15 protein-coding genes are annotated in these 13,988 nt (G+C 64.3%); 7 read left to right on the top strand and 8 right to left on the bottom strand.

The window, feature by feature from the left end; translation table 11 throughout:
- Window positions 1-91 precede the first annotated feature (91 nt).
- Window positions 92-1,579 carry a hypothetical protein gene (locus CP557_RS22775; RefSeq protein ID WP_211290172.1) on the bottom strand — a complete coding sequence of 496 codons (1,488 nt, stop codon included), beginning with the start codon at window positions 1,577-1,579 and terminating at the stop codon, window positions 92-94.
- A 370-nt stretch (window positions 1,580-1,949) separates the two neighbouring features.
- Here CP557_RS22775 and CP557_RS03850 point away from each other — a divergent pair, with 370 nt between their 5' ends.
- Both CP557_RS03850 and CP557_RS03845 read left to right on the top strand, forming a co-directional pair.
- Complete coding sequence (locus tag CP557_RS03850) at window positions 1,950-2,342, top strand: DUF5802 family protein (protein ID WP_097378688.1); 393 nt, start codon at window positions 1,950-1,952, stop codon at window positions 2,340-2,342.
- Window positions 2,343-2,371: 29 nt separating this feature from the next.
- Window positions 2,372-3,301 (top strand): Vms1/Ankzf1 family peptidyl-tRNA hydrolase, encoded by a 930-nt coding sequence (locus CP557_RS03845; protein WP_097378687.1) that lies wholly within the window; start codon window positions 2,372-2,374, stop codon window positions 3,299-3,301.
- A gap of 18 nt (window positions 3,302-3,319) precedes the next feature.
- On the opposite strand, the gene CP557_RS03840 is transcribed toward CP557_RS03845, so the two are convergent.
- Window positions 3,320-3,514: a hypothetical protein gene (locus CP557_RS03840; RefSeq protein WP_097378686.1), complete on the bottom strand. Its 195-nt coding sequence runs from the start codon at window positions 3,512-3,514 to the stop codon at window positions 3,320-3,322.
- Window positions 3,515-3,633: 119 nt separating this feature from the next.
- Here CP557_RS03840 and CP557_RS23230 point away from each other — a divergent pair, with 119 nt between their 5' ends.
- Window positions 3,634-3,759 carry a hypothetical protein gene (locus CP557_RS23230; protein WP_281255546.1) on the top strand — a complete coding sequence of 42 codons (126 nt, stop codon included), beginning with the start codon at window positions 3,634-3,636 and terminating at the stop codon, window positions 3,757-3,759.
- Between the two features lie 75 nt (window positions 3,760-3,834).
- Here the strand turns inward: CP557_RS23230 and CP557_RS03835 are convergent, their stop codons facing one another.
- From CP557_RS03835 to CP557_RS03820, 4 genes are all read right to left on the bottom strand, one after another.
- Window positions 3,835-5,199 (bottom strand): MFS transporter, encoded by a 1,365-nt coding sequence (locus CP557_RS03835; RefSeq protein WP_097378685.1) that lies wholly within the window; start codon window positions 5,197-5,199, stop codon window positions 3,835-3,837.
- Window positions 5,200-5,284: 85 nt separating this feature from the next.
- A complete protein-coding gene (locus CP557_RS03830; protein WP_097381522.1) occupies window positions 5,285-5,746 on the bottom strand; it encodes a YqaA family protein in 462 nt (153 codons plus the stop codon).
- Window positions 5,747-5,944: 198 nt separating this feature from the next.
- Entirely contained in the window at window positions 5,945-6,370 is a 426-nt protein-coding gene (locus tag CP557_RS03825) for a GtrA family protein (RefSeq protein WP_097378684.1), read from the bottom strand.
- Entirely contained in the window at window positions 6,370-7,806 is a 1,437-nt protein-coding gene (locus tag CP557_RS03820) for a sulfatase (RefSeq protein WP_097378683.1), read from the bottom strand. The genes CP557_RS03825 and CP557_RS03820 overlap by 1 nt, the downstream gene beginning before the upstream one ends.
- Before the next feature lie 373 nt (window positions 7,807-8,179).
- Here CP557_RS03820 and CP557_RS03815 point away from each other — a divergent pair, with 373 nt between their 5' ends.
- Both CP557_RS03815 and CP557_RS03810 read left to right on the top strand, forming a co-directional pair.
- Window positions 8,180-9,199 carry a DUF1611 domain-containing protein gene (locus tag CP557_RS03815; protein WP_097378682.1) on the top strand — a complete coding sequence of 340 codons (1,020 nt, stop codon included), beginning with the start codon at window positions 8,180-8,182 and terminating at the stop codon, window positions 9,197-9,199.
- 1 nt (window position 9,200) lies between these two features.
- On the top strand, window positions 9,201-10,247 hold the full coding sequence (locus tag CP557_RS03810; protein WP_097378681.1) for a dipeptide epimerase: 1,047 nt from the start codon (window positions 9,201-9,203) through the stop codon (window positions 10,245-10,247).
- Window positions 10,248-10,290: 43 nt separating this feature from the next.
- On the opposite strand, the gene CP557_RS03805 is transcribed toward CP557_RS03810, so the two are convergent.
- Window positions 10,291-11,241: a formyltetrahydrofolate deformylase gene (locus tag CP557_RS03805; protein ID WP_097378680.1), complete on the bottom strand. Its 951-nt coding sequence runs from the start codon at window positions 11,239-11,241 to the stop codon at window positions 10,291-10,293.
- Window positions 11,242-11,775: 534 nt separating this feature from the next.
- On the opposite strand from CP557_RS03805, the gene CP557_RS03800 reads away from it, so the two are divergent.
- A complete protein-coding gene (locus CP557_RS03800) occupies window positions 11,776-12,474 on the top strand; it encodes a helix-turn-helix domain-containing protein (protein WP_097381521.1) in 699 nt (232 codons plus the stop codon).
- 411 nt (window positions 12,475-12,885) lie between these two features.
- Window positions 12,886-13,455: a DUF7344 domain-containing protein gene (locus CP557_RS03795; protein ID WP_097378679.1), complete on the top strand. Its 570-nt coding sequence runs from the start codon at window positions 12,886-12,888 to the stop codon at window positions 13,453-13,455.
- A gap of 41 nt (window positions 13,456-13,496) precedes the next feature.
- Here the strand turns inward: CP557_RS03795 and CP557_RS03790 are convergent, their stop codons facing one another.
- Window positions 13,497-13,946 (bottom strand): hypothetical protein, encoded by a 450-nt coding sequence (locus tag CP557_RS03790; RefSeq protein ID WP_097381520.1) that lies wholly within the window; start codon window positions 13,944-13,946, stop codon window positions 13,497-13,499.
- Window positions 13,947-13,988: the final 42 nt, after the last annotated feature.

Genomic DNA, 13,988 nt, shown 5'->3' with positions numbered 1-13,988 from the left:
ACGGGATGGGAAGCCCTACTGACAGCCGGTCGACCGCTCGAAAACGAGCCGCATTGTAACGGTGTCGGTGACTGGCGGGCGACAGGTGCTGTCAGTCAGCCCCGCTTCCTGACCCACCGCCGTTTCCGGAGCCGCTATTCGATGCTGGCTCACCGCTCGCACCGTTTCCAGCCCCGTTCCCGGCCCCCGATTCACCGTCGGTTCCGGGCGTCCTCTCGGGCCCCGACTCACCGCCGTTGTTCCCAGGTGTCGGATCCGATCCAGGCTCACTAGCGCTGTTCCCGGACGCACTGTCAGGTCCCGACTCACCGCTGTTTCCGGGCGAACTCTCGGGTCCCGACTCACCGTTGTTTCCGGGCGTGCTCTCGGGTCCCGACTCACCGTTGTTTCCGGGCGTGCTCTCGGGTCCCGACTCACCGTTGTTTCCGGGCGTGCTCTCGGGTCCCGACTCACCGTTGTTTCCGGGCGTGCTCTCGGGTCCCGACTCACCGCTGTTTCCGGGCGAACTCTCGGGTCCCGACTCACCGCTGTTTCCGGGCGAACTCTCGGGTCCCGACTCATCGCTGTTTCCGGGCGAACTCTCGGGTCCCGAATCACCGTTGTTTCCGGGCGAACCCTCGGGTCCCGAGTCACCGCTGTTGCCAGGTGTACTCTCGGGTCCCGACTCACCGCCGTTCCCGGGTGTGTTATCCGTTCCACCAGGGCTGCTCCCGGGCGAACTCTCGGACCCCGAGTCGCCGCTGTTCCCGGGTGTACGCTCTGGTCCCGAATCTCCGTTGTTTCCGGGTGTACGCTCTGGTCCCGAGTCAGCACCGTTCCCGGGCGTGTTATCCGTTCCACCGGGGCTGTTTCCGGGTGTACCCTCGGGGTTCGAGTCGTTGCCGTTTCCGGGTGCGCTCTCAGGCCCTGACTCACCGTTGGCGTTTCCGGGGGTGCCATCAGGCCCTTTCCCGCCATTGTCGGCGGGCCCGCCACGATCGGCCGGTGGTCCCATGCCGACACCGGCCGAACCGTTCGGCTCGGACAGTCCTCGAGCGACCGGCTCGATGCTGGGACCTGCCTGTTCCGAGGCGTTCCGTCGGGCCTCGGTTGCGTTCTCCCGAAGCGCAGCGAGTCGGGTTTCGGTACCACCCGTCTCGGCAGCATGGCGCTCGGTTCGATCGATCGATCGTTCGAGGGCCGCGATTTCGACCGTCACCGTCGCCATTCGAGACTGATAGGACCCACGGGAAAGATTGTCACGTTGCTCTCGGAGTTCGGCGCGTTCCGCCTCGAGATCTCGCAACTGCGCTTCGAGGTCGGTCGTTCGTTCGTCGACGAGCGCAGTTTGGCTGTCGTTGTCCGCAGCGTCGTACGCTGCGTCGAACATCTCGGCATCGACCGTCTGTTTGGTATCGGCTGCGCTCGCTTGCATCAACGCCCCGACTGACGCGTTCGTCGCTCCCGTCTCGGCGTGGTCGGGTTGGGTGAGTTGGGCCCCGGTCAACGGACTCACGCCGGCACCGCTTACCAGCGGTGCGGCTGTGAGTGCGAGGGCGGCGAGGGCCACGAAGAGGGCAACCGACCGAGTGGTTGTCATCGACTCTGACCTTGACCGGAACGTACTAAAAAGGCGGAGCTTCGTTCGAACCGTTTACACCGTCCGTTCAGCGGTCGAGAACGCTTTTGAGCGTTCAAGAGAGGCACAGTTCCCATGACTGGTCTCGTTCGGGAACAATCGTCTCTCGGATCGTCCGACCGTTGCTTACAGCGTCAACAGCCCGAAATCCCGCCGTTGAGCCCGTGAGAAAATCAGCCTCGGTCCGATTCGTCGACTCGAGAGGACAGCGATCGCGGCCGACGACTGATCACCGACGCCGGAAGCCGCCTCGAGCGAACGGTCTGATAGCGCGCCGATTTAAACGTCTCGGCAAACAGTTATACCGATCCATACCGTGCTATTAGTTAGCATGTTCGAGGTGTTCTCACAGGGCTACTATCTCGGACGCCTCTACGTGACCCCGACCGACGGGGATCGCGCACTCATGGATCGGACCCAACACGAGCGGATCAACGAGGCGGTGTACGCGAGCGGGACGGGCCTCGAGCGACTCGACGCCCCGCTGGTGATGAAACTCGAATCCCGGCACTTCCCGGTTCACGGGTCGGCGACCGTCCCGACGAACACGCTCGCGCTTCCGGAATCGATACTCGAGGGGACCGAAATCAGGAACCCACCCTCGCTTCGAGAGGTGTTCCTCGCCCGTCGAGAACGTGCCAGGCAGTTGCTCGAGTTTACCGGAAACTGGCAGGAGCGGGGCCACACCCGCCCGTCAGACGACCGAGGAAACGTCGGAACGTAGAAGTAGGCTCGCTTCGCGTTTTCGGCTGGATGCTCGACGAGTTGCTCGGCCGCGCATCGCTCAAGGAGCGAATCGACGAACTCGAGGACGAAAACGAGCGGTTGCAAAAGCGCTACGAGGCCGAATCCGAACGGCGGGCCGACGCTGCGACCGCCAGACAGGACGCCGAGGAGCGAATCAACCGACTCGAGGATCGGATCGCCCAACTCGAGGGCGAACTCGAACGGAAACCCGAGGCGGACTCCGGGCTCACCGTCCGTCGCCGTGATCGACTCCGGGGCGGCGAACTCGAAGCGGTGTTCGAGCGACTCTCCTCGTATCGGACGGGTCCCGAAGGCGCACTGACTGTCGGGGTGGACGACGAGGTTTCGGACTCGATTCGGGCTGCCCTCGACGACGTCCTGGGCGATCGGATCGCACTCCTCGAGGACGCCACACCGTGTCTGTGTTGCGTCGACGATGCAGGACTTCTCGCGGTGACCCTCGAGCCCCCTCTCGTCCCCGAGCAGGACGCAGTCTGGTGCGACAGGTTCGCACTCGAGCGGGAGTGGTTCCTGCCGACCGGTCGACATGCGATCGCGCTCGTCCGGACGGATCTGTTCGCCCTCGGCACCTACGAGGACGACGACCGCGTCGCCTATCGCGGGTTCGAGAGCGACGTCAAGGGGAGCCACTCGAAAGGTGGGTTCTCCCAGGCTCGATTCGAACGGATTCGAGACGGACAGATCGACGACCACCTCGAGCGCTGTCGGGAGGCGCTCGCCGAGTACGAGACCGGGGGCGACCGGGCCGACACGCCGCTGTATCTCGTCGGCCAGCGCGGCATCGTCGACGCGCTCGTGGAGGAATCCGATCTCGAGCCGAGCGCGACGGCGGCCGTCGACGCGACCGGCGATCCGAAACCGGCGCTCGAACAGGCCGTTCACTCGTTCTGGACGACCGAACTGCGAGTCCTGTAGGGGTCGACCCCGTCGGTCTCAGTAGCCACCTCCCTCGTCGAAACAGCGCCCGCACCTGTCGGCGTCGCCGCCGTCGATCGCTTGCTCGACGGGAACCAGCCGGAGGTGTTCGTGGGCGACGTGGGACGTCGCTCCGCAACTCGTCTGAAAGTCCGACTGACCGGATTCGTACTTGTGGATCTTGTTCGTCGTCTCGTTAAGGACCCCATTCATGTTCCACGGTATCACGGCGCATAAGCATAAGCGCATCGTCCGTTACACCGGAATGGACGCCAAGAACACGTCCCGAGAGGGGTCGAACACGTTTTTCGCTCTCAGAGACGAACGGTCGAGTGCGTACGTCTGCCTTCGAAACCATCTCGTGTACGCAGTGTGGTGACGAATTCGAGGCGTATCCGGACACCGAGGCAGCCCAGAGAGGGTACTGTTCGCCAGCGTGTGCCCTCGAGGCGAACTGAACGGCGATCGGATGGCTGGGATCTTTCTCGACCATGATCGATCACAGCGTTGCAACTCTCTACGGCGAACACCGCTCACCGGGTGGTGTCCGGAGGCGCGGCGTCGCTCTCCACACTCTCGGTAGCCCTCGACGCTGACGGCGACCCAACGGGATCGCTCGGAGAGATCGCCTCGAGCGAGAGGACGAGGAGCGCACCGATCGAGACGAGTCCACCGGCGACGACGAACGCAGCGAGATAGCCGAGAGTCGCCACCCAGCCGCCGAGAACGCCCCCGAGACCGCCGCCGACCGCCCCCAGGGCGACGTAGCCCCCGAGCATCTCGCCGCGGACGCTCGGCGGTGCGAGCCGGGTGACGATCGCCGTCCCGACGACGGCGATTCCGGCCCAGGTGACCCCGACGAGTGCCAGAGCGAGGCCCGCAGTGCCGAAGGCGACGGAGACTCCCAGCCCCGTGATGGCGACAATCGACGGGAACAATACCGCCCTCGCGGCCAATACCCCCCCTTGCAGGTGCCGGAGGTCGTATCGAGCGGAGAGACTGCCAGCGCCCTCATAACAGACCGCGGAGCCGAGACTCGAGGCGAGATAGAGCCCGAACACCTGCCCCGAGTCGAACCCGACATCGGTCAGAAACAGCGGGAGCGGAGCCCAGAACGCTGCGGAGCCGGTAAAGAAGAAGAGTCCGGCGACGAAGTAGGTCGTCAGTGCCGGATCGAAACGAGTGGCCAGCCGTCGTGGATCGATCCCACGCGTCGTCCAGTAGAGCCGGTTCGGTGCGAACACGAACGTCGCACCCTTGATGCCACGACCCGAACTCGTGAGGAGTCGACCGATCCGTCGAACGGCACGATCGTCGGTGACGTGGTCCGACGGTGCGGGCCGCGGGAGCGTTCGTGCCGCGAGGACCGCACTCACGCCGGCACAGGCTGCGAGTACCCAGAACAGGGTTCTGGTCACCGCGTCGGCTGCGAGCAGTCGGCTCCCGACGAACGGCCAGACCGTTCCGAGGACGAGGCCGCCGGCCCAGCCGTAGCCCTGATACTTATTGACGAGCCCGATCCGTTCGCTCCAGCGGGACTCCGGCGCATCGTCGACGACGAGCATGGTCAAGACGGGGCCGACCGACGAGACGAACAGCCAGAGGACCGCGTTCGCGACGATGACCGCGGTAATCGACGACAGCAACGGGATGACGACGAGCGATGCCGAAACGCCGATCAGCGTCACGAGTACCAGCGGTCGACGGCTATCGACACGGTTCGCGAGTCGACCGAACGCGATCGCACCGGGTGCGCCGACGATGGCTGCCGTCGCGGCCAACACCCCGAGCTGTACGGGCGATGCACCGAGCAGGACGATATAGAGGGGGACCAGTAGCGATGCGCCCCCGAATGCGACCGAGCCCAGCCCCCAGGCGACGAGCCAGCGGTCAGTCATTACGTAGCGGTCGGCTGCGAACTGGTAAACACTGGTGATATGTGTCTCGAGCCGAACCGTTCCAGCGGTCGACCCGGCGGCGCGCTCAAAACACGCTCGCGAGACCGCCGACGAAGGCGACCGTCACGACGAGCCGTCCGAGGCTCCCGAGAAACGTGGCCGCGGCGAACTTCGGGTAATCCCGCTCGAGGACGGCAAACGCGTATATCGAGATCGTGTCGGGAAAGAACGGCACGGACAGGGCGATCGCGAGTCCGCCGTAGCCGTAGCGTCGTGCGAGCTGGAGGGAGCGCTTTTCCGACCACCCCAGGACGTCCCATCTGGACTGCCGTAGCCACCGAGTTACCGGCCCGGATTGCTTGACCTCCTGCCCGATATGGAACGCGAAAACGCTGCCAGCTGCCTTTCCGATCGCGCTGACGAGCATGATGCTCGAGAGCGCCAGCCACCGCGGGAACCCGAGGTCGATCGGTGCGAAAAGGACGACCTCGCTGGGGCCGGGAAGCGCGAACGCGATCAGGAACGAGTAGAGGAAGACGATTCCCATGCCGGGCCAACCGGTCGCGGAATCGACGATCGTCTCGGTGCTTCCGGCGAGGAGGGCAGTCAACCCATCGAGGATGAGGACCACGGATATCGCGACCATTGCTTGTATCGTTTGTCGGATACTCGACTTCCGTTCCGTTTAATCGTTCGATACGTCGTCGCGATCGGGACGCTACCGAGTCGAGACGGATCCGAGCCGTCACGTCCCCCACGTCCATCGCGCATCGAGGACGTACCGATAGACGCCGCTGAGAACGATGGCGATCCCGTTGGCCACCAGATACGGCGCGTGTGCCCACTCGACGATGCTGAAGAGCACGGCGATCTGGATCGGGATCGCCGTCCCGCGGACGACGTTCGTCTTGAGCAATCCGACGAGATAGTCGACGGTCCCGGTGTTTTGAGACCGCTGGAACGTCCACGCGTTGTTGAGAACGTAGGAGAGGACGATCGTAATCTCGATTGCCAGCAACGCACCGAGCAGGTAGTGCAGCCCGGCACTGTCCACGAACGCCCACAGCAACACCAACTGTACGCCGGCGGCGACGGCCCCGACGATAACGAACCGGCGTAGCTGGCGGGCAAACGGCCCGTCGTGGAGACTGCGAAGGAACGATCGGATCATTATCGATAGCCGAGGGCCGACAATCGGGCCTCGAGGTCCTCGTCGACCGCCCCATCGTCGGCCGTCTCCTCGGAGTCCTGTGCCCGTATCATGGTCGCATGCTCCGTCGCGATCGGTGCGAACGAGTCGACTCGGTCCCGTTGCTCGGGGGTCGGATCGGGAGCGAGGTTGGTTTGTTGGCGCGGATCGTCGGGCCGGTAATACAGTTCGGTTTCGTCCGTGTCGACGTTTTCGATGTACGTCCAGTCCCGGTCCCGGACACTGACGAGGAGGTCGCCGTCCGCGAGCGATCGTGGAATCGGCTGTGCCGTCACGGAGTCGTCACGAACGGTGACCGAGACGATCGGCTCGTCCGTCGGCGAGTCACCCCCGATCACGCTCGGAACGAGCGTGTCGCCGGTCCAAGAATCCGATGGCTGGACGTCGAGCAAGTCGGTGACGGTCGGTGGAAGCGCATCGAGCCCGACCTGTCTCGCTACCCGTCTCCCCTCGGCACCGGGCACGTCGACGATCAGCGGGACCCGAATCAGTTCGTCGTACAGCTTCGGGTAGTGCGCGAGGTGACCGTGTTCCTGAAACTCTTCGCCGTGGTCTCCGGCCACGATAACGGCCGTTTCGTCGTCGAGTCCGTTCGCCGAGAGCGTCTCGAGTAGCCGTCCGATGCTCGCGTCGACCTGCCGAACCGACGCCTGGTAGAGGGTTCGAAGGTCCGTCAGCGTTCGATCGCTGACGTCCAATCCCAGCCCGGTCCGGGTATGGGCGAGCAGCATTCGATGCGTCCCGAGCCGATCGGAGGAAACCTCACGGATGTACCGCGGCGCAGGGACGTACGGCGTGTGGACGTCCATGTAATGGACCCAGAGGAAAAACGGCGATTCCGACGTTTCGACGAACGAACACGCGGCGTGTTCGACGTCGAACATCCGTGACGTGTCCAGGAACGGACGGTCGTCGGTTTCCCCACGGAGCCACGAGCCGACCCGTCGGATCGGCGACGCGGCCAACTGGAGCCACGCCTCGACGGTGGGGTGGGTCGCGAGATACCGGCTGTAGACGTTGGAACCGACGTTCGCGACGAAGGAGTCGAACTCGTCGAACCCGTCGTCGTATCCCCAGTGTGTCGTGAGGAACCCGTTTGCGGCGTTGAAGCCACCGGTCGAAACGCCCGCCTCGGAGACCGCTTCCGCGAGCGTCGGCGAATGCTCGACGCCGATCCGTCCACTATCCCCAAATACGGGGCGCGAAGCCAGCATCGACGGAAACGAGAACGGCGTCCAGTTGCCGGTCGCGAACGCTCGTTCGAAAACGGTTCCACGGTCGGCGAGTGAGTCCATCACTGGCGTATGGCGGTCGGCATCGTATGGACCGATCGCGTCCGCCCGCAGGGAGTCGACCGTCACGAGCACGACGTTCGAGACTGAGGAATCAGTTGCCATATATATCCAGTTACTCCACCGGTCGGCGGTTCGTCACGATACTGCGGTTCCACCGAGCAACGACGGACGTGCCGAAGAGCGGGGCGAGATCGGCCTGTCCGAACTGGTGAACCATTTCGTTGCAACCGAATCGGTGAGTAATTGGAATGAGGGTTTCGGTATCGGCGAATTGATATATTTATGCTAATACGATACTCCCTCAAATATGCACTCAGCAGCTGAGACAATCACGGTATCGAACAGTTCGGCACTCATTACAGTATCCGACGTGATCCGAACCACGACGCCGAGCAGTCGCCTCCTCGGCCGGGTCGTCTCCCTGCTCTCGGTTCCGTGTCTCTATCGTTAAGTAGCCCCTCGCTCATGTTCGGATATGCGCGTTGCCATCCTCGCCCACGAACTGTTTCCCGACCAGGCCAAGACCGCTCTCGGCGTGCTCCGGTATTCCGACCACGAAGCCGTCGCCGTTCTCGACCGCGCGAATACCGGCCGACGGGTCGCCGAGTTCGTCCCCGACGTCCAGGACGCACCGATCGTCGCCGGGATGGCCGATCTCGACCCGACCGATGTCGATGCGCTCGTGATCGGGATCGCTCCGATCGGCGGCGGCTTCGACGAACAGTGGCGTGAAGACGTCCGAACGGCTCTCGAGGTCGGCTGTGACGTGATCTCGGGACTGCATTACTTCCTCGCCGACGACGAGGAGTTCGCCCGACTGGCGGCGGAAAACGACTGCGAGCTCCGAGATATTCGGGATCCGCCGGCCGATCTCACGGTCGCGGACGGCGTCGCCGGCGAGGTCGACGCCGAGGTGATCCTCACCGTCGGTACGGACTGCTCGGTCGGCAAGATGACGACCACGATGGAGTTGGCTCGCGACGCCCGCCGGGCCGGCCACGACGCCGCCGTGATCCCGACCGGGCAGACGGGGATCGTGATCGAGGGTTGGGGCAACCCGATCGATCGGGTCGTCAGCGACTTCACGGCGGGTGCGGTCGAAGCGATGATCCTCGAGAAGGGTGACGATCACGACTACCTGTTCGTCGAGGGGCAAGGGAGCATCGTTCATCCCGCGTACTCACCGGTTACGCTGGGGATACTCCACGGGTCGATGCCCGACGCCCTCGTGCTCTGTCACGAGGCCGGCCGGGAGGAAATCCACGGCTACGAGTCGTTCTCGCTGCCGTCGATCCCGACGTACGTCGACCTCTACGAGCGCATCGCCGCGCCGGTCGCCGAGAGTCAGGTCGTCGCCGGCGCGCTCAACACCGCCGGCCTCGAGGACGACGAACACGCCCGCACGGCCGTCGACGAGTACGCCGACGCGCTGGGCACGCCCGCGAGCGACGTGCTCCGCTTTGGAACCGACGAGTTGCTCGAGGTGCTCTGCTGAGATGTCCCTCGAGACCGCCGTCGAACGTCGCTCGCTTCCCCTCGAGTATCCGTTCGGGATCGCCCGCGGGACGACGACCGAGACCGAGATCGTGCTCGTCCGGATCCGGGCCGACGACGGAACGACCGGCGTCGGCGCGGCAGCGCCGTCGGCACACTACGGTGAGACTGCCGCGACCGTCGCGGCCGTCCTGCCCGACCTCTGTGCGATCGTCGAAGACATCGGCGATCCTCACCAACTGGAGCGGATCGAGCGTCGCATGCGTGAGACGGTCCGGCGGAATCCGGCCGCTCGGACCGCAGTGAGCATCGCCTTACACGATCTCGTCGCGAAACGGTTCGACGTCCCGCTGTATCGATACTGGGGACTCGACCCGACCGAGACCCTCGAAACGTCCTACACCATCGGGCTGGACGACCTCGAGACGATGCGCGAGAAGGCGACGACGGCCGTCGACCGCGGCTACGGGACGCTCAAGGTCAAACTCGGCACCGGCCGAGATCTCGAGATCGTCCGGACGATCCGGTCAGTTGCGCCCGACGCCCGGCTGTTCGTCGATGCGAACGAGGCCTGGACGCCCCAGGAAGCGCTCACGAAGATCGACCGGCTCGCGGAGTTCGACCTCGCGTTCGTCGAACAGCCGGTCCCCGCGGAGGATCCCGAGGGGCTGCAGTTCGTCTACGAGCGCTCGGCGCTGCCGATCGCCGCCGACGAGTCCTGCGTGACGCTCGCGGATATCCCGCAGATCGCGGACCGCTGTGACATCGCGAACCTGAAACTCATGAAATGTGGCGGGCTCCGGGAAGCCAGACGGATGATCAGTGCCGCCCGTGCCCACGGTCTCGAGGTCATGTGTGGCTGTATGACCGAATCGAACGCCTCGATCGCGGCGGCCTGTCACCTCGCGCCGCTGCTCGATTACGCCGACCTCGACGGCTCCTTGCTGTTGGCCGACGATCCCGCCGACGGCGTCCCGATGCCCGACGGCCGGATCGATCTCGCCGGCCTCGAACGGCCGGGAACGGGTGCCGTCCTCGACTCGTCGTAACCGGTAGTTCGTGGGCGGTGACTCGCTCTCCGCGGGGTGTCCGTTACTGGTCGTCGGCGACCGCACTGCCGATGCCGTCGACCGGTCGATCGGGCGTGAACTCCTCGATCTCTTCGGGGAGACCGAGCTGGTAGCGGGTGCCGTTCTCCCGGACGGAGGTCCGACCGCGGTGGACGGAGACGTCGCCGTTGAGGTGGAGCTGGACGGCCTCGAGTAAGGCGTCGGCCTCCAGTGGTTGACCGCGGCGTTTCATGCCCTCGAGATCCGCGTCGTCGGGGACGTCGAACGCGCGCTGGGTGATGATCGGTCCCTGGTCGAGGTCGGTCGTGACGTAGTGGGCGGTGACGCCGGCCACGCGGACGCCCTCTTCGATCGCCTGCCGATAGGCTTCCGCACCGGGGAACGCCGGCAGCAGGGAGGGATGGACGTTGATGATGCGGTCCTCGTAGCGGAAGACGACGTTGGGGCTGAGAATCCGCATGTACCGCGCGAGGACGATCAGGTCGACGTCGTACTCCGCGAGGAGTTCGAGGAGTCGGTCCTCGTTTTGCTGGCCGCCCTCGTCGCCGATGTCGTGGAAGGGGACGTCGTAGTGTTCGGCCAGCGGCTGCAGATCGTCGTGGTTGCCGATGACCACCCCGATGTCCGCGCCGAGTTCATCGTTGGCCCAGGCCTCGAACAGCACCTCGAGGCAGTGGCTCTCCTTCGTGACGAGGACGGCGATCTGCTGGGTCTCGCGGTCGGCGGGGAACCGGACCTGGACGTCCAGTCCGAGGTCGTCGCCGAGGTCGTGAAGGTCCTCGCGGAGCGTCTCCTCCGTACAGACCATCTCGCTGGTGTCGACGGCGAGATACATCCGGAAGACGCCGTCCCGGACCGCCTGATCGAGGTCCTCGATGTTGATCCCACGCTCGAACAGGAGGCTGGTCACGTTGGCAACCAGCCCGGTGTCGTCGTCTCCGATCACCGTAATTTCGGTCACGTCGGTCGTCATCGCTGCCACCTCCGCTCGAGCGAGTCGCGAGTCATCATGACGAATCCCAGTCCACCAGTGGCTAAAAGTCCTGCTTTCCGAAGAGAGCCGTGCGAATCGACCGCATAACACGGTGACGGTCGAGGCAGCGACGAAGCTCGCGGTTTCGACCCCCGGTCGGCACCCACCCCACGCAAGCGGCCACGCGAGTGATGCCGTGCAGTCCCTGTCGGTCGATCGCTCACCCGTGGCCAGCCGGACGAAGACCGGGATCGTACTTGTCTCTGGCCGGGAGTCGCAGGGAGTGAGAACGCGATGGATCGGCCCCGATGCTCGGGTGGTGTCCGGAGGGAGTCACGAGACTTGTTTGTGAATTTATATATTGGGGCTACGGACCGTTCTCCTTCGGTCGTCAATAGCAGTCTCGACGTTCCTGTGGTGCAATCGGTTGTGATAGCTGAGGCTCACCCGGAAGTGACAGTCATCGGAATTGGGTTGCGGGAAAGGCTACCGGAAACCAAATCCGTCTATACGTCTTTGTGGTGGAACCCGATGATGACTACAGTCGTCGAACTCGAGGTTCCGACCGATCGACTCGGATTCGCTCGCACGTTCGATCGAGTGTCGGGGTTCGAGTTCCAGATCGGCGGCATGATCGGTGGATCGCCGCCGCTCGTCTGGGCGAGTGGTCCGGATCGCGACACCCTCAGGCGGGCGCTCGAGGCGGATCCGTCCGTCGACGTCCTCGCGAGCGTGGCCGCTGACGGGACGAACGCCACGACGGACGACGCAGCCGATATCGGCCAGCACGACCGGTGGCTTTTCCGACTCGAGTTCGGTGACGGCGTGAAGCTGTTCGAGGAGATCGTGACGGAAAACGACGGCGCGATCCTGACGGCCCAGGGCCGAGAGGGTCGCTGGAAACTGAAGCTGCTCTTTCACGACCGGGCGTCGGTCTCGACGTGTCACGAACTCCTCGAGCAATACGAATTCGGCGTCGACGTCACCAGAATCAGCGGCGTCAACGACCTGGCGAGCGCACGGACACCGTTGACCGAAACGCAGTACGAAACGATCTGCAAGGCCCACGAACTCGGCTATTTCGACGTCCCGAGAGGGGTGACACTCAAGGAATTGGCCGCGGAACTCGATATTTCACATCAGGCGCTCTCCGAACGGCTCCGTCGGAGTCACGCCGCGCTCGTCAGCGCGGAGTTGTCCGATGGAACCGCCCCGATGACGATCGATCCCTGAGAATCGAACGCTCGTCGTCGACTCGCGTTGCGAACCCGATCCGGATCCGTCTCGGTAACCGTTCTCCGAGCCAATCCGTACAACGTACGGGCATATTACTGCACGGAAACAATCTATTCTCCATCTATCGCTCGAATTTGAGGCAATGAATAGCTTTATTAGTGAACGTAGTAACAATAGAACGTCGGCGTGATGCCGATCCCGACACGCCGAAGCGTTGTGAACGCCGGTGGATCACCCGTGCTCACGCATCGTGACGCGGTCATTCGTGGCTGTGTGACCGCTTCACTATCGGGCCAATAACGGGCCGTCTCACGGCCCGGAGTTCGATTTTTGCCCTGTCGGAACGTCGCCCGTAAATAGTGGGTAGTTTTATTTGTTCGACGAGAATATTGTTCAGCGAGATTCGATGTGATCGGACGCAACCGGATGGATACCGCCGACGAGTCGGCGCGAGCGTCCGACGAGGTCGAGAGCCCCCCGGAACTATCGCTGGACGAGATCTACCATCTCCTGCAGACGAAACGCCGTCGAGACGTGATTCGCTACGTTCGTGACGGAGAGGAACCGGTCCGGTTGCGGGAGCTCGCCGAACAGGTCGCCGCCTGGGAGCAGGGAACGAGCGTCGAGAGTCTCAGTTCCAACGAACGCCAGCGGGTCTACATTTCGTTATATCAGTCCCACCTTCCGAAACTCGACAATCACGGGATCATCAACTACGACAAGGACCGTGGCGTCGTCGAAGCGACGCCGCAAACGGCACAGTTCGACTCCTATCTCGATCCCGCTCGTGAGCCCGCTCCCTCCGATCAGTGGCCACAGCGGTACGCGGCGACGATCGCCCTCTGTACCCTGTTGGTCGGTACGACCGCTGCAGGGCTCGTCCCCATCTCCGGACTCATCACCACAGGGATCGTTCTCGTCGCGATGTCCATCGTTACGGGCGCACATGCGTGGTCGACGGGCTGGCTCCACGCGTAGGTTCGGGTCGCCAGCCGGCTGAGGGACAGAACCGACGATCGTCAATCGGCGCGAGCGGGGCCGACGGTGTTCGATTCGGCGGTCTCCTCGAGAAGTCGATGGACGTGGAAGGCGACCGAGAAGTCCTGCGGGCTCGGGAGCGCACAGGCGAGCCAGCCGATAGCCGCCGTGGCGACGATCGGTGTCTCGGTGGTCACGTAGCCGGCACCGGCCAGTCCGAAGACGGGAACCGCGAGGACGAACGGTGCGAGTGCTGCCAGACGGAGCGCCCAGGGAGATTCGCTGCCGGTTGGCCGGGGCGAGACGACGGCCCAGGGACGTGCCACGAGGAGTCCGAGGATCCCGTCGGAACGTCCAGGAAAGTAGGAAACGGAGTACTCGACGCGTGCGAGTCGAAGCACCGCCGCGTGCGTCCACTCGTGGGCAACCAACCCGACCGCTACCGCGAGGACGAGCGCACAGCCAGCGACCACCACGTTCGCGTCGATCATCGAACCGGAGAGCCACACCCCTCGGGAGCCCGCCGAGGCGGA

Source organism: Natrinema ejinorense (assembly GCF_002494345.1).
GTDB classification, from domain to species: domain Archaea; phylum Halobacteriota; class Halobacteria; order Halobacteriales; family Natrialbaceae; genus Natrinema; species Natrinema longum.
The sequence above is the reverse complement of the archived record's forward strand: the minus strand, read 5'-3'. Positions and strand labels throughout refer to the sequence as shown.